We start from the raw sequence: 24,438 nt of genomic DNA, 5'->3' as shown, positions 1-24,438 counted from the left end.
ACACGATTTTTAATCTCATGCAATTCCTTCCATAGCTGACAGAAGTCCCAAAATCCCATAGGCTGATCTATAGCTCAGATTTCTGCTCCCTCTCCTTAGTAAGGGGTGGGGTGAGGTTTTATAAAGCTCACTAAAAAAGTGCGATGCTTCCCTTGTAAAATATCTGTGTTCTATCTTCATTCAGTCATTCATCAATAAATTACCTATACACACAATGCCTTTTAAAATTATCCAAAATTTTGATAGCAGTTTCACTCTAGAACCACAAGCAGAAGAAAGTCTGTTCAATTTGTTGCAAACTGAATCCTTCATCCAACAAATTTGTCAACAGTCAAAATGTGTAAAAGTGGAATTCACAAAACTACTTTTTCAGCCAGTTCCTTATAGCTTATCTACACCCAAAGGAATGCCAGCCGAATTGGAAAAATATCATGAGTCTGACGAGTATGTGATCATTAATGTACCTCCCAATTTTATGTTCACCGCCAAGATTTTTCAACCTAGTCGCCTTTGTGCAATTTATCAAAAAATTGGTTGATTGTTTCTCAATTTTCAAGGAACCATAGCAAGTTTTAGGTTTTATATATGACTACTGAAATAAATATTCCTTCTTTAGCAAACTTGGAGTATTCTCCTTACATTGACGATCATGGCCAATTACCTCAAACTTATCAGGGCAAAATAGGTGTATATGCCATCTTCGACCGAGCCAAAGTGCTGCAATTTGTAGGATATTCCCGTGATGTTTACCTGAGTCTGAAGCAGCATTTAATCCGTCAGCCTCAAGAATGTTATTGGGTGAAAGTTCAAACTATTGCCCGCCCTAGCCGCACAGTTTTAGAAAATATTGAAAATGCTTGGATTGCCGAAAATGGTAGTGTTCCTTTAGGAAATTCAGATAACAAGGAAACCTGGACACAGCCGATAAATGTGAAACCATTAATGACAGATGAAGAACAGGAAAAATATCACCATCCAGCTAATGATGAATTGGCACAAATAAAAATAATTAAAAATGTGGCTCGGCGAGTAGAAGCCGAAATTTTAGTTGTCTTGAAAGAACGGGGCTTGCAAGAACAATTTCGCTTTAGTCCTAAGCTCAAGGAGGAGGGGTTGTTGGATTTGAAGTGAATTGATGAGGGGAGTTTAAACGCATATGCTGTTGGGCGCGGAGTTTAGCACAGAGGTACGCTGAGGAGAGCAAGAAAAAATTGTAAGATATTTGACATCCTCCCCGCCGTAAACGGTCGGGGATTCCTAAGACTCACGACTTAGGTTTCTGTTTCTTTCCCTTCGGGTTCGCCGGTTGCTCCACTTGGGGAGACCCCAAGACCTCACCGGACTCACCATGACTGGATTTTCGCAACTGCCTTTTAGCCGTATGGTTATCGGGTCTTATGTTCGCTCCACAGACTGAAACTGCGAGTCCCGCAGCCAAAATATTCTTACTTGCATTGATGTCCCGGTCGTGGTGTGCGCCACATTTAGGGCAATCCCACTCTCGGACACTTAATGGTAATTTATCAACAATATGCCCACAGTTTCCACACCTTTTAGAGCTGGGAAACCATCGGTCAATTTTCACTAATTCTCGACCATACCACTGGCACTTGTAACTAAGTTGCCTAATTAATTCTCCCCAGCTAGCGTCGCTAATGCTTTGAGCAAGTAAAGGAAGTTTCACCATATTCTTGACAGCTAAATCCTCAACGACGATGGTTTGGTTTTCACGCACCAGTTGAGTTGTGAGCTTATGTAAAAAATCCTTGCGGCTATCAGCTATTTGAGCATGGACTTTCGCCACCTTGCCTCTGGCAACACATCTATTCTTAGAGCCTTTCTGTTTGCGAGAGAGAGATTTTTGAACTTGTCTTAACTTTTTGCGTAATCGTTTAAAATGTTTTGGGTTAGCAATTTTGTCCCCATCGCTAGTAGCTATCAACGAAGTTATGCCGACATCCAAGCCGATAGATTTATCAACTTTAGAAAGTGGTTTTATTGTTTGATTGTCAACCAACAAACAAACGTGCCACCGTCCACTTGCGTCTAGTTTGACAGTTATGGTAGATGGTTCGCACCCATCAGGCAATTTTCTACTCCAGCGAATAGGCAAGGCTTCAACGCACTTAGCAAGCCAAACTTGTCCATCCTTCCACCGAAAAGCCGCCTTGGTAAACTCAGCAGAGCCACCATGATGCTTCTTTTTAAAGTTGGGATATTTAGCTCGACCTGCCCAAAAATTAGCAAATGCTTTTTGTAAATGCCGTAATCCCTGTTGCAACGGAACACTGCTAACTTCATTTAGAAATTTCAACTCCTCAAGTTGTTTCCATTGAGTTAACAACGAACTTGTTTTCAAGTAGTCAATTCGTTCAAGTCTCTCGTACCAAGCTTCCGTTCTCGCTGCTAGCGCGCGGTTGTAAACCAACCGCGCACATCCCATAGTTTTCCGCAACAAGATTTCTTGTTCAGGACTTGGGTAAAACCGATAGCGAAAAGCTTGTTCCATATACGTTGTAAAGACTTCTTACATTTTACACCAAATACTGTAAAACAGTAAATTAATATAAAGCCGTCCTACAAGGCTTGTACTGAGCTTGCCGAAGTGACGGGGTTTTATACCCCATGTTTTGATAACCATGATTTTTGCATTTATCGGTGTTAATTTATGCAAATGCTGCTGAACAACCGCTATCAAGTTATTCGGACTTTAGGAAGTGGTGGTTTTGGGGAAACTTTTCTGGCGGAAGATACCCAAATGCCTTCTAGCCGGCGCTGTGTGATTAAACAGCTTAGACCAATTCAGAATAATCCCCAGATTTACCAGTTGGTGCAGGAACGGTTTCAAAGAGAAGCGGCAATTTTAGAAGATTTGGGTGGATATACTGACCAAATACCGACGCTATATGCTTATTTTCAGTCAGAAGGGCAATTCTATTTAGTTCAAGAGTTGATTGAAGGTGATACTTTAACGGCAAAACTGCAAAAGCAGGGGTTATTTAGCGAAAGTGCTGTTCGGGAAATTCTGGTAGATTTGTTACCAGTGTTGGAGTATGTCCACTCAAAGCGCATTATCCACCGGGATATTAAGCCGGATAATATTATGCTGCGTCATCGTGACGGTAAGTCAGTGCTAATTGATTTCGGTGCGGTACGGGAATCAATGGGAACGGTGATGAATTCACAAGGGTTACCTACCAGTTCGATTGTGATTGGTACGCCTGGATATATGCCGAGTGAGCAAGCCGCCGGGAGACCAGTTTATTCTAGTGATTTATATAGTTTAGGCCTGACAGCAATTTATTTGCTGACTGGGAAACAGCCACAACAATTAGAGTCAGATTCTCAGACAGGTGAGATTATGTGGCGACAGTATGCTAGCCAGGTTAGCCCCACATTAGCAGGGATCATAGACCAAGCGATCGCCTATCATCCCCGCGATCGCTTTCCCACCGCTACAGCAATGTTAGAAGTGTTACATAGCGGAGTAAATCCGGTACCACCGACACAACCGATTTTTTCCCCCCCGCTAACTGTTCCTGTTCATCAGCAGCCTGTAACTCAAAGTAATAGTCGCCGTAGCATCCTCATGGCTGGTGTAATTGCTGGTGGGTTAATCGGTGCATCTGTAATTATTAGTCAGGTGTTCAGACCCTCTCCTCAACCTGTAGCTAATCAAGAAGTTACACCCACAGTTACAGAAACTCCTGTTGTGTCTTCATCTCCAGTGATAAAGAAAAATATTACATCCCCGGTAATCCCACCACAACCTATATTGCCATCTCCCACAATAAACAGTTATTTCTGGCTGTCGGAAAGATCCGTGACAGATGCTGATTTGGACGACAAAGACGGTTTCGAGTTAGATGTTATGCGAAATTCGATTTATGCTCGTCACGGTCGTCGCTTTGATACTCCTGGCTTACAAGCATATTTTAATAATCAAACTTGGTATAATCCTGTATACTCACCAAAATCATTTCCTCCTAAATTGTTGTCACCATTAGAGCAGCGTAATGCTGAATATATTAGTAAATATCAAGACCGTAATCAAAGAAGATATTTTCCGAAATAATTAGAAATTTTCCAGTCAAGCAGCGCCAAGGGATAATTGATGAATGATCCCTAAATTCTGGGTTGCAGATGTCTTATAAGTTTAACCCTGCATGGGAAAAACCTTACGGACTCAAATATCTTAAATTAAGCTCAAGTTATGGGACATAACCTGTTTTAAACTCGTCTCTTCTATCTGATGTACATTTGAAAAGGGCGATCGCTTGGAAATTTTCATGACAAAAACGCTGCTGAACAATCGCTATCAAGTAATTCAAGTACTCGGCGCAGGTGGATTTGGCGAAACCTTTCTGGCAGAAGACACCCATATGCCTTCTCGCCGGCGCTGTGTAATCAAGCAACTCAAACCGATAGCCAATGACCCAAAAACCTACCAAATGATTCAACAGCGCTTTGAGAGAGAAGCTGCAACTTTGGAGTATCTGGGTGAAAGTAGTGACCAAATTCCCAAGTTATATGCCTACTTCTCGGAGAATGAACTGTTTTACCTGGTTCAAGAATGGATTCAAGGGCCAACTTTGACAAATATTGTCGAGGACAAAGGCTATGAGAGCGAAACTACTGTTCGGGCAATTCTTTTGAGTCTGTTATCAGTGTTAGATTATGTCCACAGTAAAGGTATTATTCACCGGGATATCAAACCAGATAACATTATTCTGCGCGCGACTGATCACAAGCCGTTTTTGATTGATTTTGGCGCAGTCAAGGAAACCATCCGTTCAGTGGTTAGTTCTTCTCATCATCCGACGCGATCGCTGGTAATTGGTACACCTGGGTATATGCCGACTGAACAAGCCATAGGACGACCGGTTTACGCCACTGACATCTATAGCTTAGGCTTGACGGCGATTTATTTACTAACGGGCAAACACCCACCAGAACTACAGATACACCTGCAAACCGGGGAAATTCTCTGGCAAGAGTTCGCCCCCGATGTCTCGCCACATCTAGCAAAGGTAATTAATCAGGCAATTCAGCCTCATGTGAGCGATCGCTATAGTACTGCCAGTAAAATGCTATATGCTTTAAAATCCGCTACAGATATTTCCCCACAGCCTTCTATCACTAGCCCCACAGTCAGCCTCAGTCCTGCTAAAGCAGCATCGACTCAGCAAACTCAGGCAATAATATCTTCTGCGCCAACTGTTCTGACCAGCAACTGGCAAAAGCCCGCTTTAATTATCGGTAGTCTAGTTTTTGGTGGCTTAATTGGTGGGGTAGCAATTTCTAGCATCACTCGTCAACCACAGTCTCAAGAATCTATTTCCACATCATCTACACCCACACCATCTTCCGACTCAAATACCTTAGATCCCACACCTTCACCACAATCCTCACCTGACGAACCTGCCGATCAGCCAGATGCTGTACAACCTCTTCCAGATACAGTAGTACCAGTACCACAGCCACAAGTAACTCCCACATTTGCACCAGATCCGGATCTATTACCGCCATCACAGCCGCCAGTAGATGGAGTCATACCAGAACCGCCACAGCAGCCAGAAACTCCAGAACCACCACCACAGCCGACAGAAACTCCAGAACCACCACCGCAGCCGACAGAAACTCCAGAACCACCACCGCAGCCGCAGAATCAAGATACTGCTCCTAGCAACACCAACACCAACAGTGTACCGGCATTTCCTACAGGAACTTCTCAAGATGCGATCACAACAGCATTAGGTAAGCCCAGTCAAACTTCCAAAGGATTATGGAATACTCGTGCTGTGCTTTATAAATTAGAAGGCAGTGTTGACCTTGGTTACTTATTTGACCAAAAAACCGGAGTCCTCCGCCAAACTGAAGTAGCTTTTGCCCAATCTGTGCCGCCAGAAGTCATGCAAAGAACATTACAGGGAATGCTGGCTGGCAATGCTAATAGTAGTATTAATCAAGGACTTCAAAAAGTACGCGATCGCCAAACTAGGCGATATTCTTTTAATGTTGGCGGATTAAAAGGTGTAATTGAACGCAATCAGCAAGATCGAATTTACATCGGTGTCTGGGACGCTGATTTACATTAAAAAAAAAGCCTGCACAAGCAGGCTTTTTCTGATAGTCCCTAAACTTCAAGTTTTCGGGCGCAATCCTAATTACTTGATAGTTACCTTACCGCCAGCTTCTTCGATGCGCTTCTTAGCATCTTCAGCCGCGTCCTTAGCAATACCTTCCTTAACTGCTTTAGGCGCAGCTTCCACCAAGTCTTTGGCTTCTTTTAGACCTAAACCAGTCAATTCGCGGACAATCTTCAGCACAGCAATCTTCTTGTCAGCTGGAACGGAATCTAGTACCACATCAAACTCAGTTTTTTCTTCAACTGGTTCAGCCGCAGCAGCAGCACCAGGAGCCATCATCATCATCCCACCAGCAGGTGCAGCAGCACTCACGCCGAAAGCTTCTTCAATTTGCTTAACTAATTCAGATGCTTCCAGCAAAGAGAGGGTTTTCAATTGTTCGAGAATTTGATCAGTTGTAGCAGACATTGATATAACTCCTGTAATGTAAATTTTGTTGTTGCCTACCAAAAGCTGCAATTAAGGATAAACTCCAGCAGGCAGACTTGCTTGTAATTTGGCGAATTTTATTCAGCCGCACTTTCGGTACTCGGTTCTGCACTTTCGCTGCTTTCACCTTGCTCTTGATCTTTCTCAGCCACAGCTTGCAAAGCACGAGCCAAAGAACTGGGAACTTCGTTGATACCAACAGCCACTTTGGTAGCCAAGGCGTTGATAGCTCCGGCAATTTGCGCCATAAGTTGTTCCTTGGATGGCAAGTCTCCTAGAGCCTTGACATCGGTATCCTTGAGCAGGCGACCTTCCATAACGCCACCACGAAGTTCTGTCTTCTTGGTAACTTTCTGGAACTCTTGATAAGCCTTAATTGCTGAAGAAAAATCTTCTTTAACCAGCAAAAAAGCCGAAGCACCTTGGAGCAACTCCGAAAGTGGTTGCCAATTCTCGTCACCGTCAATGGCAATGCCCATTAAGGTGTTTTTCGTTACCTTACAGACAGTACCACTCGGACGCAGCTTCTGCCGTAAGTCAGTGATTTGAGCAACTGTTAAACCCTGATAATCAATTACCAGTGCCAAAGTTGACTCGCTCAAACTGTTTTTGAGATCAGCTACAATCTCTTTTTTATTTTCTAGCGTTCTACCCATGCTTAGTTTTACCTCCAAGGGCAAAATCATTATTTTTCATCAAGTAAAACTTTCAGAACATCTACTTATGAGACTAAATTCGGTTTTACTTCGGTGCTTTAACTAAATCTGTCGCTGGGTTTTTGTTTATCGGTGTTAATTCGAGAGCCGATAGATTACCTCAAAGGGTTTTACTATCAGCGACTAAAAACAATTAACCCCAGCTATCCGAGCCGGGGTTTCATAGGAAAACTCATAATACTTCTTTCGTACCCACACCTCAATGGGCGGCACTTCAGGCAATTAGAGCTTTAACCTCGGCAGGATATTTGAGCTTTTGGCTCCTGCTGTCTCCGGCTTGGCTTATTTAGTTTTGGGGCGAGAGTGCTGTCGGTACTGAGCTAGAAAAATTGATCACTTAAAACAATCTTTTCTCGTCTCTAGTCCCTAGCCTTTAGTTCCTCATCCCGATTAAGCTAATTCGGTCAGTTTTAAATCCCGGAGAGCGTTGATATCGACTTTAATTGATGGCCCCATAGTTGAGGTGACATAAATTGTCCGCCAATAACGACCTTTGGCTCCTGAAGGACGGTTTCGATCAATCGTCTCTTGCAACGCCTTCAAGTTTACCAACAAATCTTCAGGCGTGAAAGATGCCTTACCAAACATAACATGGACAATACCAGTCCGATCAGCTCGGAATTCTAATTTACCAGCTTTGAATTCAGCGATCGCACTTGCTACGTCAAATGTCACCGTTCCACCCTTGGGTGATGGCATCAAACCACGGGGACCTAGTAATTTACCCAGTTTCGCCACCTGTGGCATCACATCCGGTGTAGCAATGAGCTTGTCGAAATCCATCATACCTTGTTGAATTTCGTTAATCAGCTCATCAGAGCCAACGATATCAGCACCAGCATTACTGGCTTCGGTAACTTTTTCCCCTCTGGCAATTACTGCCACCCGCACAGTTTGTCCTGTACCTTTGGGTAGTGTTACCGTTGTCCGCAACTGTTGGTCTGTGTACTTTGGGTCAATTCCTAGTCGGATATGCGCTTCTGCGGCTTCAGAAAACTTAGCCGTTGCCGTTTCTTTTAGCAGATTTAAAGCGTCTAGGGGCGCATAGTCCCTATCTTCTACTTTTTCTAGCAGCGCCTGCAAGCGGCGTGATATTTTTTTGCCCATTTTTCTCTCCTGGGGTAATTACGAGACTTTATCTCTCCCCCGATAAATTTTTTCCTTTTGTCCTTCGCCTTTTGTCTTTTGCCAATTGTATTTTGATGTACAAATGACCAATGACTAAAGAATTTTGGGTTTTGGATTGGCGATTTTAGATTGTAGTCTAATCCAAAATTTAAAATCTAAAATCTAAAATTCATTGACCAATGACTAATCCGAGATGGTTACGCCCATATTCTTGGCAGTACCTGCCACAATCTTCATCGCCGCTTCTATATCATTGGCGTTGAGGTCAGGCATTTTGGTTTGAGCAATTTCTTGCAATTGAGCTTTTGTAATTGACCCAACTTTATTTTTGTTGGGTTCACTAGAGCCTCTTTCAATTTTCGCTGCCTTGCGAATCAGTACTGATGCTGGTGGTGTCTTGAGTACAAATGTAAAACTCCGGTCTTCAAACACCGAAATTTCTACAGGAATTACCATTCCAGCTTGGTCTGCTGTTTTGGCATTGTACTCTTTACAGAACATCATAATGTTCACACCGTGTTGACCCAATGCGGGACCCACTGGTGGTGCTGGGTTGGCTTTTCCAGCATTCAGGGCCAGTTTAATGACCGCTACTACTTTCTTCGCCATTTTGTTAGCTCTGTTTCTCTACCTGATTAAATTCCAATTCTACTGGTGTATCTCGTCCAAAAATCGAGAGCAAGGCTTTTAATTTGCTGCGCTCTGGACTGACTTCAATCACCTCGCCTTCAAAGTCTTTAAAAGGACCCGAAAGTACAACTATCTTATCACCAGCAGCCATGTCAATTTTGACAATCGGCTCCTGTTCGCTCGTCTGTTTGAATATCCGTTCTACTTCTGATGGACCTAAAGGTACTGGTTTAACGTGACCTCGGCTTTTGCTACCGCCACGTTTTTGTTCCGCTCCCACGAAATTAATTACATGGGAAGTGTTTCGTACCACTTGCCAAGTATCATCTTCCATCACCATTCGTACTAGCACATAACCTGGAAAAACTTTTTCCTCTGTGTGCTGACGACTGCCATCTTTGCGAATTTTCACTGCTGGCGTGTGGGGAATTTCCACTTGGACAATTTTGTCAGATACATCAAACGTTTGGATACGTTGCTCCAAGTTTGTCTTGACGCGTTTCTCACAGCCTGACGCTACTTGTACTGCATACCAGCGTACTTCATTGAGCGCTGTTTCTGCTGTTTCTTCAGAATGCAAAGCTGAGTTATATGGTTCGTCTGTTGCAGAAGTCATCAGAATACCTGTTGTGCTACCCAACCGAACAATCCATCGACCAAATATATCAAAGATGCGGAGAGTGTCACCATTAACAGCACACCTGCTGATTCGCTCACTAGCTGTTTGCGACTTGGCCAAACCACTTTTTCCAGTTCTTCTTTTGTACCCTGAAAGAAGTTGGCTAAACTGAATCCATTGGTGTTTGCTGGCATTTCTGCTTCATTTTTTTTGGCCACTGTCGTTTTACCCCCGTTTCTTAAATAAAGCTATATCCTGCTCATGTTCGTCCAGGTTCACAGCTTTGACTCCATCATACTTACTGGAAGCAAAAAAGCTGTAAATAAAAAATAATTACACCCGAAATAACTAGCGCTCTCTGCTATCTTAGCAGGCGTGCTGTTGTTCCGGGCTGTGTTTTTTTGCTTTCAAGCGCGCCCTGGAGGACTTGAACCCCCGACATCAGGTTTTGGAGACCTGCGTTCTACCAACTGAACTAAGAGCGCAAAAGGTGCGTTGGATTCAGTTATTGCGCTGAACCTTTTTTAGTATAACGCATTTTTACTCTTATTTCACCTTATTTTTGTCGGGGGAACAAATTAGCGGCAAATGCCGCTTGCCAGTAGAAATTTCTCCCATACTTTGAGCCGAAATTTACAAGGCACGATCAAACCGTTGCTTAATCCGGGTAGCTTTACCTACACGTCCGCGTAGGTAATAGAGTTTAGCACGTCTGACTTTACCTCGACGGAGGATTTTAATGTTGTCGATGCGGGGAGAATGTAACAAAAATACCCGCTCCACGCCAATGCCTTGAAACACGCGGCGGACTGTAATAGTTTCGTTAATGCCACCATTGCGTTTGGCAATGACTACGCCTTCGTATGGTTGGATACGAAACTTTTCTCCTTCTTTAATCTTGACACCGACTTTCACTGTATCTCCCACATAGATGATGGGCAGATCCGATTTTAGTTGTTCCGCTTCAATGGAGCGGATAATCTCTTGAGCGCTCATAGTCTTTCTACTTTAAAAACTCACAATCACTAATCATAAATCGATAATCCTATTTCAGTCTACTTATTTAGATCAAAATATCGAGAATTTTGTAGTTTCCAATGGACTGGACATCAAATATAGATTACCCGTAAACCAAAAAGTTTTTTCCCAAAGAGTGAACTCACAAGTCAGATATGAGTCTTGGCACACGCTCCGCGGTAAGCGCAGCTATTTTACGCCATTTCTAAAGTATATGTATTTTATAATACTTCTTAATACTTAATTATTGAACCATCAGACATCGTATAGATTAGGATTTCTTATGTAATTTTGGTTAATCAGAAATTAGAGCAATAGTTCCTTAATCCTACAAGCCCCATGATTGATCTGTGGAATCAATCGAAAATCCGACCCTCGTTCGCCCTTGGTTCTAGCTTCGCTAACCAAAATCTCAACTTGTTTGACACTAACCGTCGTAGAACAATGCTATCTGTGGTGGGGAGATATTTGTGATAAAATTCTTTTCTAAGAATTATGTCAATAATCCGACTTAAATTCCACTTACTTTAATCAAGAATCTTATGCTAAAAAAACAGATTCAAAATTTTTTGAAAGCTTATGGATACACCCTCTATGATACCAAGAGAATGCCTTTTGGATATGATCTCAAAGCAGATATTGCTAGACTATCACCTGATTTGAAGCTGAAGACAATTTTTGATGTGGGAGCTAATAAAGGACAAACTACCCTTGATTATCGTCGCAAATTTCCTGAAGCTCAGATTTTTTCTTTTGAACCAGTTAGTCAAACCTTTGAAGTTTTAAAAGCGAATGTTGGTGTTGATCCTCAAGTTTCTTGCTTCAATTTAGCATTGGGGGAAGAAAACAAGCAGGAGCAGATGTTAGTCCAAGGAACATCTGGTTCTAACTCAATTTCCCATGTTAGTCAGGTTAATTCTCCAGCAGATCAATGTCTGGAGACAGTGAATATAATCACATTAGATCAGTTTATGGAAGAAGACGACCATAAAATTGATCAGATTGATCTGTTGAAAATAGATACGGAAGGCTATGAGTGTCAAGTTTTAAGAGGTGCAGAAGCAACTTTAGGCGCTGAAAAAATTTTCTACATTTACATAGAAGTTACTTTTCGGGAGAAAGATGACCATCACACTCATTTTTGTAAAATCAGTGAGATGCTGGCAGACTATAATTTTAATTTTGTAGGATTATACGACGTATATCCTTTTTGGGGAGGCGGAAATGCTGTTGATTACTGTAATGCTTTATTTAAACGGTGGGAAAAAGGGAAAAATTTAAAACTTTGGGAACAATAGTCATAAAAAGATTCTGTAATGGCGGGAGTTATAGGTTTTTTTCCAGCTAGTAAGTTCGGAGAAGTAATCATCATCTGTGATGGTTGATGAAGTTTTGCAATTACTATTCGTTGGTATATCCTGGGGATGCTGCTAGAGCTTTTAAAGCTTTTTCAGGTTCTACCTGGAAATAAGATTTTCACTGATGCGCTATTCAAATTTCAGGTTTTTCTAACTTGGCTTGCTGTTTTAAGGGAATCTCAATCACAAATTCTGTACCCTGACCTGAAGATGAAATACAATAAAATTTCCCCCCGTGATTTTTGGTAATAATTTGGTAGCTAATAGACATACCCATTCCTGTGCCTTTACCAATTGGTTTTGTGGTAAAGAAAGGGTTAAAAATTAGTTGTTTGATTTTTTCGGGTATACCCATCCCATTATCGCTAATTTTAATCATAATTTGATGCTCGTCGAGCATTTTTGTAGATATACGAATGATGCTAGGAGATGACTTAATTTTCTGGGAAGAACGTTTTTCGTCTCGTTCTTCTAATACATCTATAGCATTAGTTAAAATGTTGATAAATACTTGATTTAATTGCCCTGCATAGCATTCTACAAGGGGCAAATTTCCATATTCTTTGATGACTTCAATGGCGGGATATCCTGGTTTATCTTTGAGGCGACTTTTTAAAATTAGTAAAGAGCTATCAATTCCTTCATGAATATCAACTGCTTTGTATTCAGCTTCATCTAGGCGGGAAAAATTTCGGAGAGAGAGAACAATTTGGCGAATGCGTTCTGCTCCCATTTTCATCGATGAGAGCAATTTAGGTAAATCTTGGATCAAAAATGCTAAGTCTATTCTCTCAATTTCTTCCTGAATAATAGGCATTGGTTGGAGATAGTGTTCTTGATATAAGCTAATCAGTTTAAGTAAGTCTTGAATATAATCATTTGCCGGACTAATATTACCATAAATAAAATTCACTGGGTTGTTAATTTCGTGGGCTACTCCCGCGACTAATTGACCAAGAGAAGACATTTTTTCACTCTGGATCATTTGACTTTGAGTCCGTTGTAATTCCCCTAGTGCCTTCTTCAGTGTTTGAGCTTGTTGGCGGAATTGAACTTCTGATTGCCGTAAAGCTTTTTCAGCAGTTTTGCGATCGCTAACATTACTCATTGTCCCCGCTATGCAGCTAGTTCCTGTGATCTGATTCACTAAAAATTTGCCGCGATCTTCTACATAGATATAGTAACCATCTTTTTTCTGGAGGCGATATTCAATTTGATACTGACTTTTGTTCTGTATCGCCGATGCCAATATAAACATCACCCTTGGGCGATCATCAGGGTGAATGTGTGCTTCCCAAGTAGCTAGGTCAAATGTTTGCCATTGATCAGCAGTGTATCCGGTAATTTCCTCAATTGCTCCTGCCCAGTGAATCTGACTTTCAGCCAGATCATAAATATAAATCAATTGTCCGGTTTGCTCAACAACTAAACGAAACTGATTTTTGCTGATAGCTAGAGCCGCTTCTACAGATTTGCGATCGCTAGATTCAATGACTAGTCGGACAAATTCAGTAATCGAACTGATAAAGTTTTCTTCTTCTAAAGTCCACTGTCTCTGAGTACCCAAATGTTCACAACACACTACACCAATCACCTTTCCCCTCGACCAAATCCGCACATCGAGCATCGAGGTAATGCCTAGTGGTAGTGTATAATTTGCAGAAAATTCTGAAGTGCGAGTATCTTGATGAACATCAACAACTGCAATAACTTGTTCTTCTTTCAAAGCTTGAAAATAGCTCGGATAGTCACAGACTGACAATTCCCAAGCAGAACTGTGGGAATTACTTGGACGTTCATATAAATCAGCGCATTGAATTTTGGTATAATCTTCGGTGTACAACCAAACACTCACACGATCTACATCCAGACCAAGGCTAGCTACTTCTGTGACATATTTTATGGCAGTGGGAAAGTCATCGTATTGCAGTGACTCACTTTGTACAAGTTTCTGTAGAGCCGTGTTGTGTCTGCGAAAACTCTGTTCAGTTTCCTGTTTTGCGGCTTCAGCTTGCTTGTATTCATTAATTTCTTGTTTCAACTGATCAACTCTGCTATTTAACAGTGCTGTTCGTGCTTGTATTTCTTGCTCTAATTTTTCACTGATTTGCTGTAAAAATATTTCTAATTCCTGCTCTTTATTTATATAAATATTATCTGAAATTTTGTCCAGAATATGCCGCAGAAATACTTGTAAATCTGGTTGTAAATTTTCTTGATTCTTAGAAGTAGAAACCTGGTTAAAAAATTCCATCTTCCTTTCGCCTGCAAGGGATTAAATTTATATAATTCTGGCATATTTTCCTAAATACTTGGGAATGGGTAAATCAAAAATTTGTATTAACATCCCAGGAAGCCATAATTGCAGAGATTAATTTGGCTGCAATAAATAATTATAGGGGCGCAAAATCTTGCACCCCTAAGAAAAAGTTATATTCTATACAATAGAAAACGGCTTCAGGGTACTAAATCAGAGTTATTTAGTAAAACTTTTCTTCCATCCACCCAAATGGCTTAAAATTGGCTTTGCCCAACGCCAATGTAATAAATCGTGCAGCATCGTATAAAAACAGGGGATGATAAACAGCGTCAGCAATGTGGCTAAAGACAAACCCGAAAATACGACCACACCCAAGGGTTGCAGAAATTCTGAACCTTCCCCAATTCCCAAAGCGAGGGGAAACATACCTAAAACTGTGGTAATGGTGGTCATTAATATGGGACGTAACCGTTGAGGAGCAGCTTGCAAAATGGCAGTTTTTCTATCAACTTTGTCTCGTTCAATGATTTGATTTGCTAGTTCTACCATGATGATGGCATTGTTGACCACAATACCCACTAATAACACTGCCCCGACTATCACAGTGGCACCAATGGCGGTGTTAGTAATGTAAAGCCCAAAGATTCCCCCAGCTAAAGCTAGAGGAATGGTCAACATAATTACTAAGGGGTCAATCAGTGAATTGTACTGCACTGCCATGACTACAAAAACTAGAAAACTGGCTAATCCACCTAATAGTTTCAGGGAGTTTTGCAGTTCCTGATTGGATGCAGCTGCCGAACTGGGTAAAACACTTACACCTTCAGGTAAATTTAAACTAGCTAAGATTGTATCTACCTCTGTAAAAGCATCACTAAGGTTAGCTCCCTCAATCAAATTACCTGCAAGTATGACTACCTGACGCTGATTAATCCGCTGAATTTCCCCAGGTGCTTGTCCTTCAATAATTGTCGCTACATCGCTCAAGCGTACTTGGCGATTATTGTCAACGAACAAAGGTAATCTCTCTAATTGAGAAACTTCTTGCAGTGATGATTGATTCAACTGCACTCTGACATCAACTAAACGGTTACTGCGTTGTAGTCGGGTGGGTACACTACCTTGTATAGCTGTTTGGATTGTGTCGCCAATATCTCTGGTACTTAAGCCAAAATTCGCTACTCTGTCCCAGTCAGGTTGAATCTGAAGTTCCGGTTGACGCTCATCAGCATCAGGACGGAATCTGACTAGGGTGGCGCGGTCTTCCAAGGCAGTTAGGACTTCTCGACCAGCTTGTTCTAAGTTTTCTGTATCATTCCCCTGAAGGATAATATCAACATCAGCACCACGGACTGGAGAGTTGCTGAGAATTAAACCGCGCACTTGACCAGGAGAAAGACGCAGGCGTATTCCTACTAAATTAAGCTGGTTAAACTCTTCGGTGACTCGTTCTACATAAGCTTCGGTATTAGTCCCTGGTTTGAGGGTAATAGTGCTAGTACCTCGGAGGGGATTAGCATTGACATTTGTGCCAAAAAGCGCGCCGCCGGCTGTAGTGAAGACATATTCTGTTTCTGGTTGCTTGCGGAGGATGTCATCTACCATCGCCATAACTTTGCGGTTGGTTTCTAGGGGCGTACCAGGTGGAAACTGAGCATTTAATGTAGCTTGTCCGGTACTAATTCGCGGTAGGATTTCTTGGGGAATTTGGGGAGCCATCCACAAACTACCGCCACCTAATAGGAGAATAGCGATCGCCACTGTTAAAAATCGCCAGCGTAATATATCACTCAAAAACCGCCTATATCTATTTATTGCTGTATCAAAGCGGCTGTTAAATTCTTCTAGCAGCCAAAACTTACTCAACCCACTCGAAAATTTCCACGACAAGGTGCGGGAGGCCAGCATGGGTATAATTGTCACCGCAATCAAAATGGAAGCGGCTACAGAAAAGGTGATGGTGAGAATTAACTCATTAAACAGCAGTGAAATAAAGCCACCAATGAGCAAAAATGGCATTACGGCTACTAAGTTTGTACTGGTAGAAGCAATTAAAGCTGACTCTACTTCCTGACTACTTCGTTCCGCCTGTTGAATCAGTTCCTTGGCATTCAGGCGAGTTTTGGTATCCTTACCGGGTGTCATACCTGCACCCTCGGCAATGTTCTCCAACATGACGATGGAGTTATCCACAACGATACCCACGCCTAAAGCTAAACCACCCAAGCTGAATACGTTCAGGGATAAGCCAAATATTCCCATTAAGATGATGGCGGCTAAACTGGCTAAAGGAATGGCGATGACAATAATAAAAGTTTGTCGCAGGGAACCAAGGAAGAGTAAAACCGCAAAAGCAGCTAGTGCAGTACCAATTAAACCGGAAGTAGCAACATTAGAAATGGAATCGCGGATAAACTTTGATTCATCCAAGGTTGCTGTGAGTATTGTTCCTTCAGGAACTACACCGGATGCTTGGAGTTCTGCTAAACGAATTTTTACACCATCAACAACATTAATAGTGTTGGCATCAGGCTGCTTTTGAATGCTGACTTTAACAGATGGTTCCCCGTTGAGTAAAACGTAGATGCGCTGTTGTTCTGAGCCATCTATAACTTCGGCAAAGTCTCGCAAATAAACGCGGCGATTCAGAACTGGGGTGGGGAAATTAGGATCTGAGGACGCAGGCGCAGAGGACACCTCAAAGGTCAAATTTTTAATTTCATCAGAACTTTGGAAACGTCCCACAGTCCGAGTTAATGGCTCAGAATTTTGTCCTAACAGCCGACCACCAGAAACATCTTGATTGCGGTCTCTGAGTTCATCCAGGACATCAGTCAAACCCACTCCCAAAGCTTGCAAACGATCTAAATCTAAATTGACTCTAACTTCTTCTTTGACTCCTCCCGATACGTTTACCCCTGCAACTCCAGGGACAACGCCTAGTTCGCGCACCAGTTCTTCTTCGGCAAAAACCCGCAAGTCACGGCCTGCTAAGGAGGGCGAAGTTAAGGCAAATTCGTAAACTGGTAACTGGGAAGGATCGACTTTGAATAAGCGTGGTGTTTCAATGGTGTCTGGTAAGGTTCCTCTAGCTCGATTAAAGGAAGCTGTAGCATCGTTTAATGCTTGATCAATATCTCCACCTGGTTGAAAATACAGATCCAAACTTACTTGTCCTTCACGAGTTTGGGAAAAAATCTGTAGTACCCCTTCAGTGGCAGAAAAAGCTGATTCCAAAGGTCTTGTGACTTCATCAATGGCTACTTCTGGAGAAATTCCCGGTGCGTCTATTCGCACACCAATTCGGGGATAGGTAATTGATGGTAGTAAATCTACTGGTAATTTGATAATAAAGAATACACCCATGACCAATACTGCCAGAGCCAGCATGAGTGTGCCGATGTGTTGACGGATGGAAATAGTACTGATACTAAATCCGCCGCCCTTTTGTATTTCCTGCATCTATTGCTAATCTCCAAATTAAAGCCGCTCAATGAAAAGCTCAAAAAGTCATGTTTAATTTTTACTCTGCGGTTTCTGACAAAACTGAAAGAACTACAGCCTCACCATCTTTTAAAGGTCTACCACTACGAGCCACATAGCGTTCCCCGGCTTGCAAGCCAGATAAAATTTCTACGTTGCCATCAGCTTTGTTGCCTAAAGTAACAGCACGCGCCGTCACTTTGTTTTTACCTTCTGTGTCTGTAACTACGAAGACTTTACCACTGCGTTTCTCTGATTCGCTCTTAGCTGTTGTGGAGTCAGCAGAATTATTATTTTCGGCTTGTTTTTGAATTGCTGCTTGGGACACCACGACTCGCTGTGATGTCTGGGTTTCAAATTTGACTCTTGCTAACAGTCCACTGCCAATCTTGTTGTCGTTATTGGGAATTACTACCTCTACTGGGATTAAGCGAGCTGTGGCATCGGCAACTGGAGAGATGCGTGTAACTCTGCCCATTAATGACTCATTGGGGAAAGCATCTAAGCCGACTTGCACTGATTGTCCAACTTGAATTTCCGACAATTCTAATTCCGAAACTTGCACTACGACCTTGACACGGCTAAAGTCGGCAATTTGCAAGACTTCATTGCCTGGTTGGAGAAGATTACCTGGTTCTGTGACTCTTTGGGTAATTACACCAGTGATGGGGGAGATTAAGCGGGCGTAGGAGCGGCGCTCTTTAAATTGAGCGACTACGGATTGTTGAGCAATTACTCTACCTTGAGCGGCGGCGACGGCTTGCTGTTCTGTACGCACGCGATCTTCTGATGCTCGTAGTGATTGGGCGGCTGTTTTGGCTGCGGTGCGTGCTTGTTCGGCAGTTTGTTGGGATATCGCACCGGATCGGAAGAGTTCCTGTTGTCGTTTGGAGTCGGCCTGGGCTTGCACTAATTCTAATCGCGCTCTTTCTACTTCTGCACGGGCATTACTGACTTGAGTTTCTGCCCTGGCGACTTCTGATCTCAGGGCGGCTAGTTCGGCTTCTGACTGTTTTAATGATGTTAACAGCAGGGTATCATCTAACAGTCCAACGTTCTGCCCTTGGTTAACTCGATCGCCTACGTCTAAGTTCAAAGCCAATAGTCTGGCTTCTACTTGCGATCGCAATGATACGGTACGAAATGGCGTGGTATTCCCTGTATAACTTGCTTGTACCTGCAATACGCCTGTGCGAGCGATCGCTACATCCACAGGTGTTGCTCTGTCACCACCTTGCCCCCCGTTAGATTGCTGAGATTGGGCCTTAGCTGTCTCCTTTGGTAAAGATCCACAACTTGTAGCTAGTAGACCTATCCCCAGTGAACCAATAATTAACCAAATAGAGTAAACTGGCGGATAATATCTAACCCTTTTTTTTTCGGTTTCTATATCACCTTTTGCCTTTATAGTGGCAGGATTTGAGTGCTTATTGCTTGCTTGGTTATTGGCTGTTTCAGTTTGCTGTTTCATCTATTTTTTGGGTTGTTGTCTGTTCAAAATTATTAATTTTTGGGATTTTGACAATATCCTGTGACTATAACAGCCTTTGATTACCAAGGGTTTCATCTATAAAAACTATTTCGAGACAAACTTTCAAAATAATTATTTGATTAAACCTATTTTGTTCAATCAATTATTCTATTTCAGTAGATTTTATTCGTCTATTTACCTAAAGGAATATTTTTTCATTAATAGCTTACATCCCACTTATTTGTGATTTTTTGGAATTAGTTCCGGGAATAAAGTCATTGGCAAAATAAATTAATAATTTTAGTTTAGCTTTCATTTTAAAATTTGTCAGTACTAATTGATTGAGGATAGTTAGCTTTACTAAATATATAACACATGGTAGCAAAAAGTTCACTTAGGTAACTGGTATTTATCGGTAGTTATCCAGATATATTAAAAAATTTAAAGAGTATTTGCTATTTTTCTTCATGTAGTATATACATATGACCAATTTTTATTCAACTACTAGGTGAGGATAGTTAAGAGTGACATCAGCGCTAAAACTTGCACAAACTGCTGACGAATCCCAGATTGCAGAGTTTTTCCAAGAATCAGTCGGCCAGTGGCGTTCTGAAAGACGCTACTACACTTTGCCAGAGGGTGAAACCAAGGAAATGGAAAGCTTGATTACCATCCGGTTTTTAGAACCAGGATGTGATGAATTGCAAAATCTGGGTCAGATGCACGATTTGCTGAATTCCGTAAGTTTAATCTGTGGTGCGGAAGTCACTTGGGACAGTACAGATGTGCTAAAGGCCAAAAAGGAGTCTCAAGGTTCCACATTATTTGGAGTGTTGGGAAATACTTTATATCGCGATCGCGGTTTTGCCACATCCAAACCAGTCACCGCCAAATATTATTTCCCCAACACTAAAACATTATGTTTGCGAACTGAGTACAACGGCTCAGTATTTGAGGAGGAATTAAAACTTATTGGTAGCAAATACCGCACCAGACAGACAATTATCTCTCGTGCTGGTGAGCAATTGATGATTGGTCAATATTTGGAAAAAAGAATCGAAAGTTAGTCTAATCAATTCCCCTCCTCATGGCGAAGCTACGGTGTACACATAAGTGATCGAATCGCCCCCTAACCCCCAATTATGGGGGAACAAGAATTTTCACTCGTCCCCCAAACTTGGGAAATTTAGGGGGCAAAACAGGTTCAAACGCAGACAGGCAGGACTTGTGTGTACACCGTAACGCAGTGAAGGGAGGAGGGGCTAAGTGAAAGAAACGTTGCGATATCAGTCGCTCTAGCGCTGACGCTTAAATTTCAGAAGACCCATAGAACCAATTGCCACTAAGCCAAAGATAGCTCCCGGCTCAGGAACAGATTGGGACTGAATAGAGAAAAGTGTTGTTGTGCCACTAACTTCATTCGCTGCAACCAATAATGGCTGACCATTGGGGCTATCGGCGGCGGAAATGAAGAGTAAACCTTCTGCACCTAAGTCTCCAGCAGCTGGGTTAGTCATCCCATTCAAGGTTGTCTCCGCCATGAAGTCGCGGTTGTTAATGTAGTTTACAAAGACAGGATTCACAGGATCAGTGACATCGTAGGTCATGACACCCCCGACCCGCTCTAATGCGATGAAAGCATAAAAACGACCGTTAATTTCGGCAATCTTTACGTCTTCTGGTTCGGGGCCTTTATCATCACTACGGGTATCAAAGCTGTTTTCTACATGGTTGGAGTTGAAGAAATCAGGGAAGCGTTGAGCAATGATCTGCTCAAAATTATCAGCACTGTCGTAGACTTGGTTAAGTGTTCCAGCAGCTTCATCCCACTCCCAAATAGAGAAGGAACGCCCACCAAAGGCATATATTTGCTCAAATAGACCATCGCCATTGGAATCACCCAGAGTATTAGTTACCGTCAGACGACCTAAATTCTCCGGTAGTTTTAATTCATCGGCATTGGGAAACACGTTGGGGTCTAGCTGATAACTGTTATTACCCAATCGCACCTCTTCGCTAAAACCATCGTAATCACGAGTATCGCCTTCGTTGGCTGTGACAATGTAGGTTTTACCATTGACTGTGTAGGAAGTAATCCCATCTGGTTGGTATATACCCAAAACAGGCCAGTTAGTAATGTTAATAGCGTCATCGCGATCGCTAGCATCAAATCCCTTTCCTGGCAGGCTATAATCCTTAAAGCCCAAAGGAAGAATGTCGGTAAATTGATTGTTAATTAGATCCAGTACTGCGATCGCGTTATTCTCCTGCAACGCTACCCAAGCCGTATTAGAATCTGGAGAAACTGTGATGTACTCAGGCTCGAAATCCTGTGCAACAGTAGCATTCGGCCCAAAAACTCGGACTCCGGCATTCCGTAACTGATCAATTTGGCTATTAAACTGGGCAAAGCCAGCATTAATTACACTAAAATCTGCCAGATTTATAATACTGACTGAGCCTTCGGGGTCAATTGTATAGTCATTATTCGGTTCCCCTTCGTTTGCCACTATCACGCGAGTCCCATCTGGTGTGAAGGTAAGCATATCAGGCAAAGCTCCCACGGTGACAGCATTGAGAAAATTACCACCAGCGTCAAAAAATACTGCCTGTCCCGGATCTTGGGTAACGAATGCTTCTACTGCTACTGCTAGTAAGCCATTCTTAAAAGCGACACTGTTAGCAATACCACCGAAGTCCGCAAGATTTATATTAGAAAATAATGATGGATTGGTCGGGTCGCTAATGCCTATGATATCGATAGTGTTGGCTTGAGCATTCACCACAAACAGCCGTTGACTTACCGGGTCATAAGTCGGAATTTCAGCAGCACTAGCATCGAAAATTCCTGTGCTATAAGTACCGATAGGCGTGAGCGAAATTGCCTCTGCTGGATTCGCCATTATTCCCAACAAAAAAGCGGATGGAGCAATGAAGGCAATAAGCTTTTGGATGATCATGATCTCAACAAATAATTGAATGCTTGGCTTTAAGAAACTCGTTCAAACGCGGTGTACCCCTAAGCGCAAATTGAACGCACGAAAAACTTCCCACTTAGCTGCATAGCAGCCATGCGGGGTATTAGGATATTTTTGTGAAAAAATTACATCTATCGGCAGTTATTACGCAGGATAGAGAATTTCAACAAATATTAGGTATATTTGCAACCTATCTGTTAAAGGTTAAGTGAAATCAAAGTTTAGGTTAACTAAAGGTAAAAAAAGCCTATTTTCCCGAACATACAGCGTTTTGCTGGTTGAGGTAAGTAAGTCAGGACTTTTGACAGTAAGTAGGTCAACATAATTAAACATAAAACCTTGAGGATATAGATCCCCGACTTCTTCGAGAAGTCGGGGATCTGGGTATTAGTTTAATAATGACTTCCCGTTTTTCTTTGATGGACTGCTGTCACACCATCTTTATTTAATACTTTGCCATGATCTACCGTGGCATAAACTAGCCAATGGTCTGCCGATTCCAACCGACCTTTTACGGAACATTCCAAATATGCTAAAGCATCAGTGAGGATGGGCGAACCACTTTCGCTGTCCTGGGTAGCAACATCACCAAATCGGTCTTGTGCTGGGCCAAAAGGTTTGAGGAAGTGTTTCATCAAGCCGAGATGCTTGCCTTCTGGGAGAATATTCAGGACAAATTTATTTCCTGAGTGCATCAGCGTTTCTAAAGCCCGGTCTTTAGCTACAGCTATGGTTAAACCAGGAGGATTAAAGCTGGCTTGAGACACCCAAGAAGCTAACATGGCGCTGGATATATCCCCTTCTTTGGCTGTGACGACGCAAAGAGAACCCACGATGCGCCCAACTGCTTGTTCGACATTTGTGGCTGGTTGGCTGGGAACACGCACTTTTTTGGCTTTTTTCAGGGCTTGGGCAAAGTCGGTTCCGGCTTCTTCACACAATTGTAAGGTGACATCATCGGGTTTGAATTTGACGCGAATGGCATCGAAACCGAATCTGTAGCCAGCGTCTTTGAGTTTGTTTTCAATTAAATCAACAGCTTCACCACTCCAGCCAAAGGAACCAAAAACACCAGCAAGTTTATTGTTTGTCGCGGTGGAGAGGACAATTCCTAATGCTGTTTGGACTGGTGTGGGTGCGTGACCGCCCAGGGTAGGTGAACCGATGACGAAACCAGCAGATTTTTCCACAGCAGCGCGGATTTCTTCGGGTTCTGTAAATTCACAGTTAATTGATTCCACTGCTACGCCAGCTTTAGTAATACCACGCGCGATCGCCTGTGCTAATGTAGCTGTATTTCCATAAGCTGAAGCATAAATCAATGCTACTGTCAAGTCAGCCGAGGCTTGCTGTTGAATCCATTGCCGATAAGCTTTAGTTAGTTCGATTAAGCCATAACGGACTATGGGGCCATGTCCAGTTGCGTACATTCTGGTAGGTAAATCAGCCAGTTTATCTAATGCTGTTTCTACTTGACGCGCGTGGGGAGCCATCAGACAATCAAAATAATAGCGTCGGTCTTCGTTGATTGTTTCCCAGCCTTCATCAAATACCTGATCACCACAAATATGCGCCCCAAATAGTTTATCTGAGTAGAGAATTTCTGTTTGTGGGTCATAGGTGCAAAGCTGGTCTGCATAGCGGGGGTTAGGGGTAGGAATGAATTGTAAATCATGTCCTTTACCTAAATTCAGGGTTTCTTCCCCCCGCATGACGATAATTGGTAAATCCTCATTTTCTAAAGCACCGCGTAAATTTTTAGCCCCAGGATTAGAACAGACAAAGGTAATCTGCGGTGCTAGTTCTAATAAAGCTTTGATAGTGGCGGCGCGGTTGGGATTAATATGACCCAGAATGACATAATCAATGGTGGTGACATCCATCCGTTGCTGCAATGCTTCCAGGTGAATGTCGGTGAATGTTTCTCCTGGAGGGTCAATGAGAGCGATTTTATCACCCTGAATTAGATAAGAATTAGCAGTTGTACCTTTAGCTAGAGCATATTCAATTTCAAATCTCAGCCTTGACCAACTGCGCGATCGCATTATTGTTGTATCTGTCCCAATGGGCAGAACTTGAACATCACGGGGTTTATTTTCTGACATAGCTTTTGTTTCTTATTTCTCATAACTCTTGTCCCCCTCTTCATTCTTGTCCCCCTCCTCGCTTGCGGGGAGGGGCTAGGGGTGGGGTCTTATTC

The 24,438-nt window shown here is 42.4% G+C and carries 19 protein-coding genes, 1 tRNA gene and 1 other annotated feature; of the genes, 6 read left to right on the top strand and 14 right to left on the bottom strand.

The window, feature by feature from the left end:
• The first annotated feature begins 214 nt into the window (after positions 1-214).
• Both AACX33_RS21325 and AACX33_RS21320 read left to right on the top strand, forming a co-directional pair.
• A complete protein-coding gene (locus AACX33_RS21325; RefSeq protein WP_193997338.1) occupies positions 215-538 on the top strand; it encodes a hypothetical protein in 324 nt (107 codons plus the stop codon).
• 47 nt (positions 539-585) lie between these two features.
• Positions 586-1,131: a GIY-YIG nuclease family protein gene (locus tag AACX33_RS21320; protein ID WP_193997339.1), complete on the top strand. Its 546-nt coding sequence runs from the start codon at positions 586-588 to the stop codon at positions 1,129-1,131.
• A gap of 133 nt (positions 1,132-1,264) precedes the next feature.
• Here AACX33_RS21320 and AACX33_RS21315 read toward each other — a convergent pair whose 3' ends face one another.
• Positions 1,265-2,509, bottom strand: coding sequence for an RNA-guided endonuclease InsQ/TnpB family protein (locus tag AACX33_RS21315; RefSeq protein ID WP_193997340.1), 1,245 nt, complete (start codon positions 2,507-2,509; stop codon positions 1,265-1,267).
• 159 nt (positions 2,510-2,668) lie between these two features.
• On the opposite strand from AACX33_RS21315, the gene AACX33_RS21310 reads away from it, so the two are divergent.
• Positions 2,669-4,075 (top strand): protein kinase domain-containing protein, encoded by a 1,407-nt coding sequence (locus AACX33_RS21310; RefSeq protein ID WP_193997341.1) that lies wholly within the window; start codon positions 2,669-2,671, stop codon positions 4,073-4,075.
• A 214-nt stretch (positions 4,076-4,289) separates the two neighbouring features.
• Positions 4,290-6,098, top strand: a complete 1,809-nt coding sequence (locus AACX33_RS21305; RefSeq protein ID WP_193997342.1) for a serine/threonine-protein kinase — start codon at positions 4,290-4,292, stop codon at positions 6,096-6,098.
• A 69-nt stretch (positions 6,099-6,167) separates the two neighbouring features.
• Here AACX33_RS21305 and rplL read toward each other — a convergent pair whose 3' ends face one another.
• The 8 genes from rplL to rplS form a co-directional block, all read right to left on the bottom strand.
• On the bottom strand, positions 6,168-6,557 hold the full coding sequence (gene rplL, locus AACX33_RS21300) for a 50S ribosomal protein L7/L12 (RefSeq protein ID WP_193997343.1): 390 nt from the start codon (positions 6,555-6,557) through the stop codon (positions 6,168-6,170).
• 98 nt (positions 6,558-6,655) lie between these two features.
• On the bottom strand, positions 6,656-7,234 hold the full coding sequence (gene rplJ / locus AACX33_RS21295; RefSeq protein ID WP_193997344.1) for a 50S ribosomal protein L10: 579 nt from the start codon (positions 7,232-7,234) through the stop codon (positions 6,656-6,658).
• Positions 7,235-7,416: 182 nt separating this feature from the next.
• Positions 7,417-7,588, bottom strand: a sequence feature (ribosomal protein L10 leader region).
• Positions 7,589-7,684: 96 nt separating this feature from the next.
• Complete coding sequence (rplA, locus tag AACX33_RS21290; RefSeq protein ID WP_193997345.1) at positions 7,685-8,401, bottom strand: 50S ribosomal protein L1; 717 nt, start codon at positions 8,399-8,401, stop codon at positions 7,685-7,687.
• 204 nt (positions 8,402-8,605) lie between these two features.
• Positions 8,606-9,031: a 50S ribosomal protein L11 gene (rplK, locus tag AACX33_RS21285; protein WP_193997346.1), complete on the bottom strand. Its 426-nt coding sequence runs from the start codon at positions 9,029-9,031 to the stop codon at positions 8,606-8,608.
• Positions 9,032-9,035: 4 nt separating this feature from the next.
• The gene (gene nusG, locus AACX33_RS21280) at positions 9,036-9,668 is read right to left on the bottom strand and encodes a transcription termination/antitermination protein NusG (RefSeq protein WP_193997347.1); all 633 of its coding nucleotides are present in this window, start codon (positions 9,666-9,668) and stop codon (positions 9,036-9,038) included.
• Positions 9,668-9,889, bottom strand: coding sequence for a preprotein translocase subunit SecE (gene secE, locus AACX33_RS21275; protein ID WP_089093961.1), 222 nt, complete (start codon positions 9,887-9,889; stop codon positions 9,668-9,670). Before secE ends, nusG begins: the two co-directional genes overlap by 1 nt.
• A gap of 194 nt (positions 9,890-10,083) precedes the next feature.
• Positions 10,084-10,156: transfer RNA gene (locus AACX33_RS21270), tRNA-Trp, on the bottom strand.
• A gap of 148 nt (positions 10,157-10,304) precedes the next feature.
• Positions 10,305-10,667, bottom strand: a complete 363-nt coding sequence (rplS, locus tag AACX33_RS21265) for a 50S ribosomal protein L19 (protein WP_193997348.1) — start codon at positions 10,665-10,667, stop codon at positions 10,305-10,307.
• A gap of 563 nt (positions 10,668-11,230) precedes the next feature.
• Between rplS and AACX33_RS21260 the strand changes: the two genes are divergently transcribed.
• Positions 11,231-11,986: an FkbM family methyltransferase gene (locus tag AACX33_RS21260; protein ID WP_193997349.1), complete on the top strand. Its 756-nt coding sequence runs from the start codon at positions 11,231-11,233 to the stop codon at positions 11,984-11,986.
• A gap of 193 nt (positions 11,987-12,179) precedes the next feature.
• Here AACX33_RS21260 and AACX33_RS21255 read toward each other — a convergent pair whose 3' ends face one another.
• The 3 genes from AACX33_RS21255 to AACX33_RS21245 form a co-directional block, all read right to left on the bottom strand.
• Positions 12,180-14,300 (bottom strand): ATP-binding protein, encoded by a 2,121-nt coding sequence (locus AACX33_RS21255; protein WP_193997350.1) that lies wholly within the window; start codon positions 14,298-14,300, stop codon positions 12,180-12,182.
• 222 nt (positions 14,301-14,522) lie between these two features.
• Positions 14,523-17,768 (bottom strand): efflux RND transporter permease subunit, encoded by a 3,246-nt coding sequence (locus AACX33_RS21250; RefSeq protein ID WP_193997351.1) that lies wholly within the window; start codon positions 17,766-17,768, stop codon positions 14,523-14,525.
• A 61-nt stretch (positions 17,769-17,829) separates the two neighbouring features.
• Complete coding sequence (locus tag AACX33_RS21245; protein WP_193997352.1) at positions 17,830-19,260, bottom strand: efflux RND transporter periplasmic adaptor subunit; 1,431 nt, start codon at positions 19,258-19,260, stop codon at positions 17,830-17,832.
• Between the two features lie 524 nt (positions 19,261-19,784).
• On the opposite strand from AACX33_RS21245, the gene AACX33_RS21240 reads away from it, so the two are divergent.
• A complete protein-coding gene (locus tag AACX33_RS21240; protein WP_193997353.1) occupies positions 19,785-20,327 on the top strand; it encodes a phycobiliprotein lyase in 543 nt (180 codons plus the stop codon).
• 228 nt (positions 20,328-20,555) lie between these two features.
• Here AACX33_RS21240 and AACX33_RS21235 read toward each other — a convergent pair whose 3' ends face one another.
• Positions 20,556-22,163: a choice-of-anchor I family protein gene (locus tag AACX33_RS21235; protein ID WP_227788807.1), complete on the bottom strand. Its 1,608-nt coding sequence runs from the start codon at positions 22,161-22,163 to the stop codon at positions 20,556-20,558.
• 467 nt (positions 22,164-22,630) lie between these two features.
• A complete protein-coding gene (locus AACX33_RS21230) occupies positions 22,631-24,343 on the bottom strand; it encodes a diflavin flavoprotein (protein WP_193997355.1) in 1,713 nt (570 codons plus the stop codon).
• Between the last annotated feature and the right edge of the window lie 95 nt (positions 24,344-24,438).

The organism is Nodularia sp. LEGE 04288, from assembly GCF_963896525.1.
In the GTDB taxonomy this organism is placed as follows: Bacteria; Cyanobacteriota; Cyanobacteriia; order Cyanobacteriales; family Nostocaceae; genus Nodularia.
This window is presented reverse-complemented; position numbering and strand designations above follow the sequence as displayed.

Excerpts from the sequence above, each read along its gene's own strand:
- AACX33_RS21325 (WP_193997338.1), top strand. The coding sequence starts at position 215 with ATGCCTTTTAAAATTATCCAAAATTTTGATAGCAGTTTCACTCTAGAA.
- AACX33_RS21320 (WP_193997339.1), top strand. The coding sequence starts at position 586 with ATGACTACTGAAATAAATATTCCTTCTTTAGCAAACTTGGAGTATTCT.
- AACX33_RS21315 (WP_193997340.1), bottom strand. The coding sequence starts at position 2,509 with ATGGAACAAGCTTTTCGCTATCGGTTTTACCCAAGTCCTGAACAAGAA.
- AACX33_RS21310 (WP_193997341.1), top strand. The coding sequence starts at position 2,669 with ATGCAAATGCTGCTGAACAACCGCTATCAAGTTATTCGGACTTTAGGA.
- AACX33_RS21305 (WP_193997342.1), top strand. The coding sequence starts at position 4,290 with ATGACAAAAACGCTGCTGAACAATCGCTATCAAGTAATTCAAGTACTC.
- rplL (WP_193997343.1), bottom strand. The coding sequence starts at position 6,557 with ATGTCTGCTACAACTGATCAAATTCTCGAACAATTGAAAACCCTCTCT.
- rplJ (WP_193997344.1), bottom strand. The coding sequence starts at position 7,234 with ATGGGTAGAACGCTAGAAAATAAAAAAGAGATTGTAGCTGATCTCAAA.
- rplA (WP_193997345.1), bottom strand. The coding sequence starts at position 8,401 with ATGGGCAAAAAAATATCACGCCGCTTGCAGGCGCTGCTAGAAAAAGTA.
- rplK (WP_193997346.1), bottom strand. The coding sequence starts at position 9,031 with ATGGCGAAGAAAGTAGTAGCGGTCATTAAACTGGCCCTGAATGCTGGA.
- nusG (WP_193997347.1), bottom strand. The coding sequence starts at position 9,668 with ATGACTTCTGCAACAGACGAACCATATAACTCAGCTTTGCATTCTGAA.
- rplS (WP_193997348.1), bottom strand. The coding sequence starts at position 10,667 with ATGAGCGCTCAAGAGATTATCCGCTCCATTGAAGCGGAACAACTAAAA.
- AACX33_RS21260 (WP_193997349.1), top strand. The coding sequence starts at position 11,231 with ATGCTAAAAAAACAGATTCAAAATTTTTTGAAAGCTTATGGATACACC.
- AACX33_RS21255 (WP_193997350.1), bottom strand. The coding sequence starts at position 14,300 with ATGGAATTTTTTAACCAGGTTTCTACTTCTAAGAATCAAGAAAATTTA.
- AACX33_RS21250 (WP_193997351.1), bottom strand. The coding sequence starts at position 17,768 with ATGCAGGAAATACAAAAGGGCGGCGGATTTAGTATCAGTACTATTTCC.
- AACX33_RS21245 (WP_193997352.1), bottom strand. The coding sequence starts at position 19,260 with ATGAAACAGCAAACTGAAACAGCCAATAACCAAGCAAGCAATAAGCAC.
- AACX33_RS21235 (WP_227788807.1), bottom strand. The coding sequence starts at position 22,163 with ATGGCGAATCCAGCAGAGGCAATTTCGCTCACGCCTATCGGTACTTAT.
- AACX33_RS21230 (WP_193997355.1), bottom strand. The coding sequence starts at position 24,343 with ATGTCAGAAAATAAACCCCGTGATGTTCAAGTTCTGCCCATTGGGACA.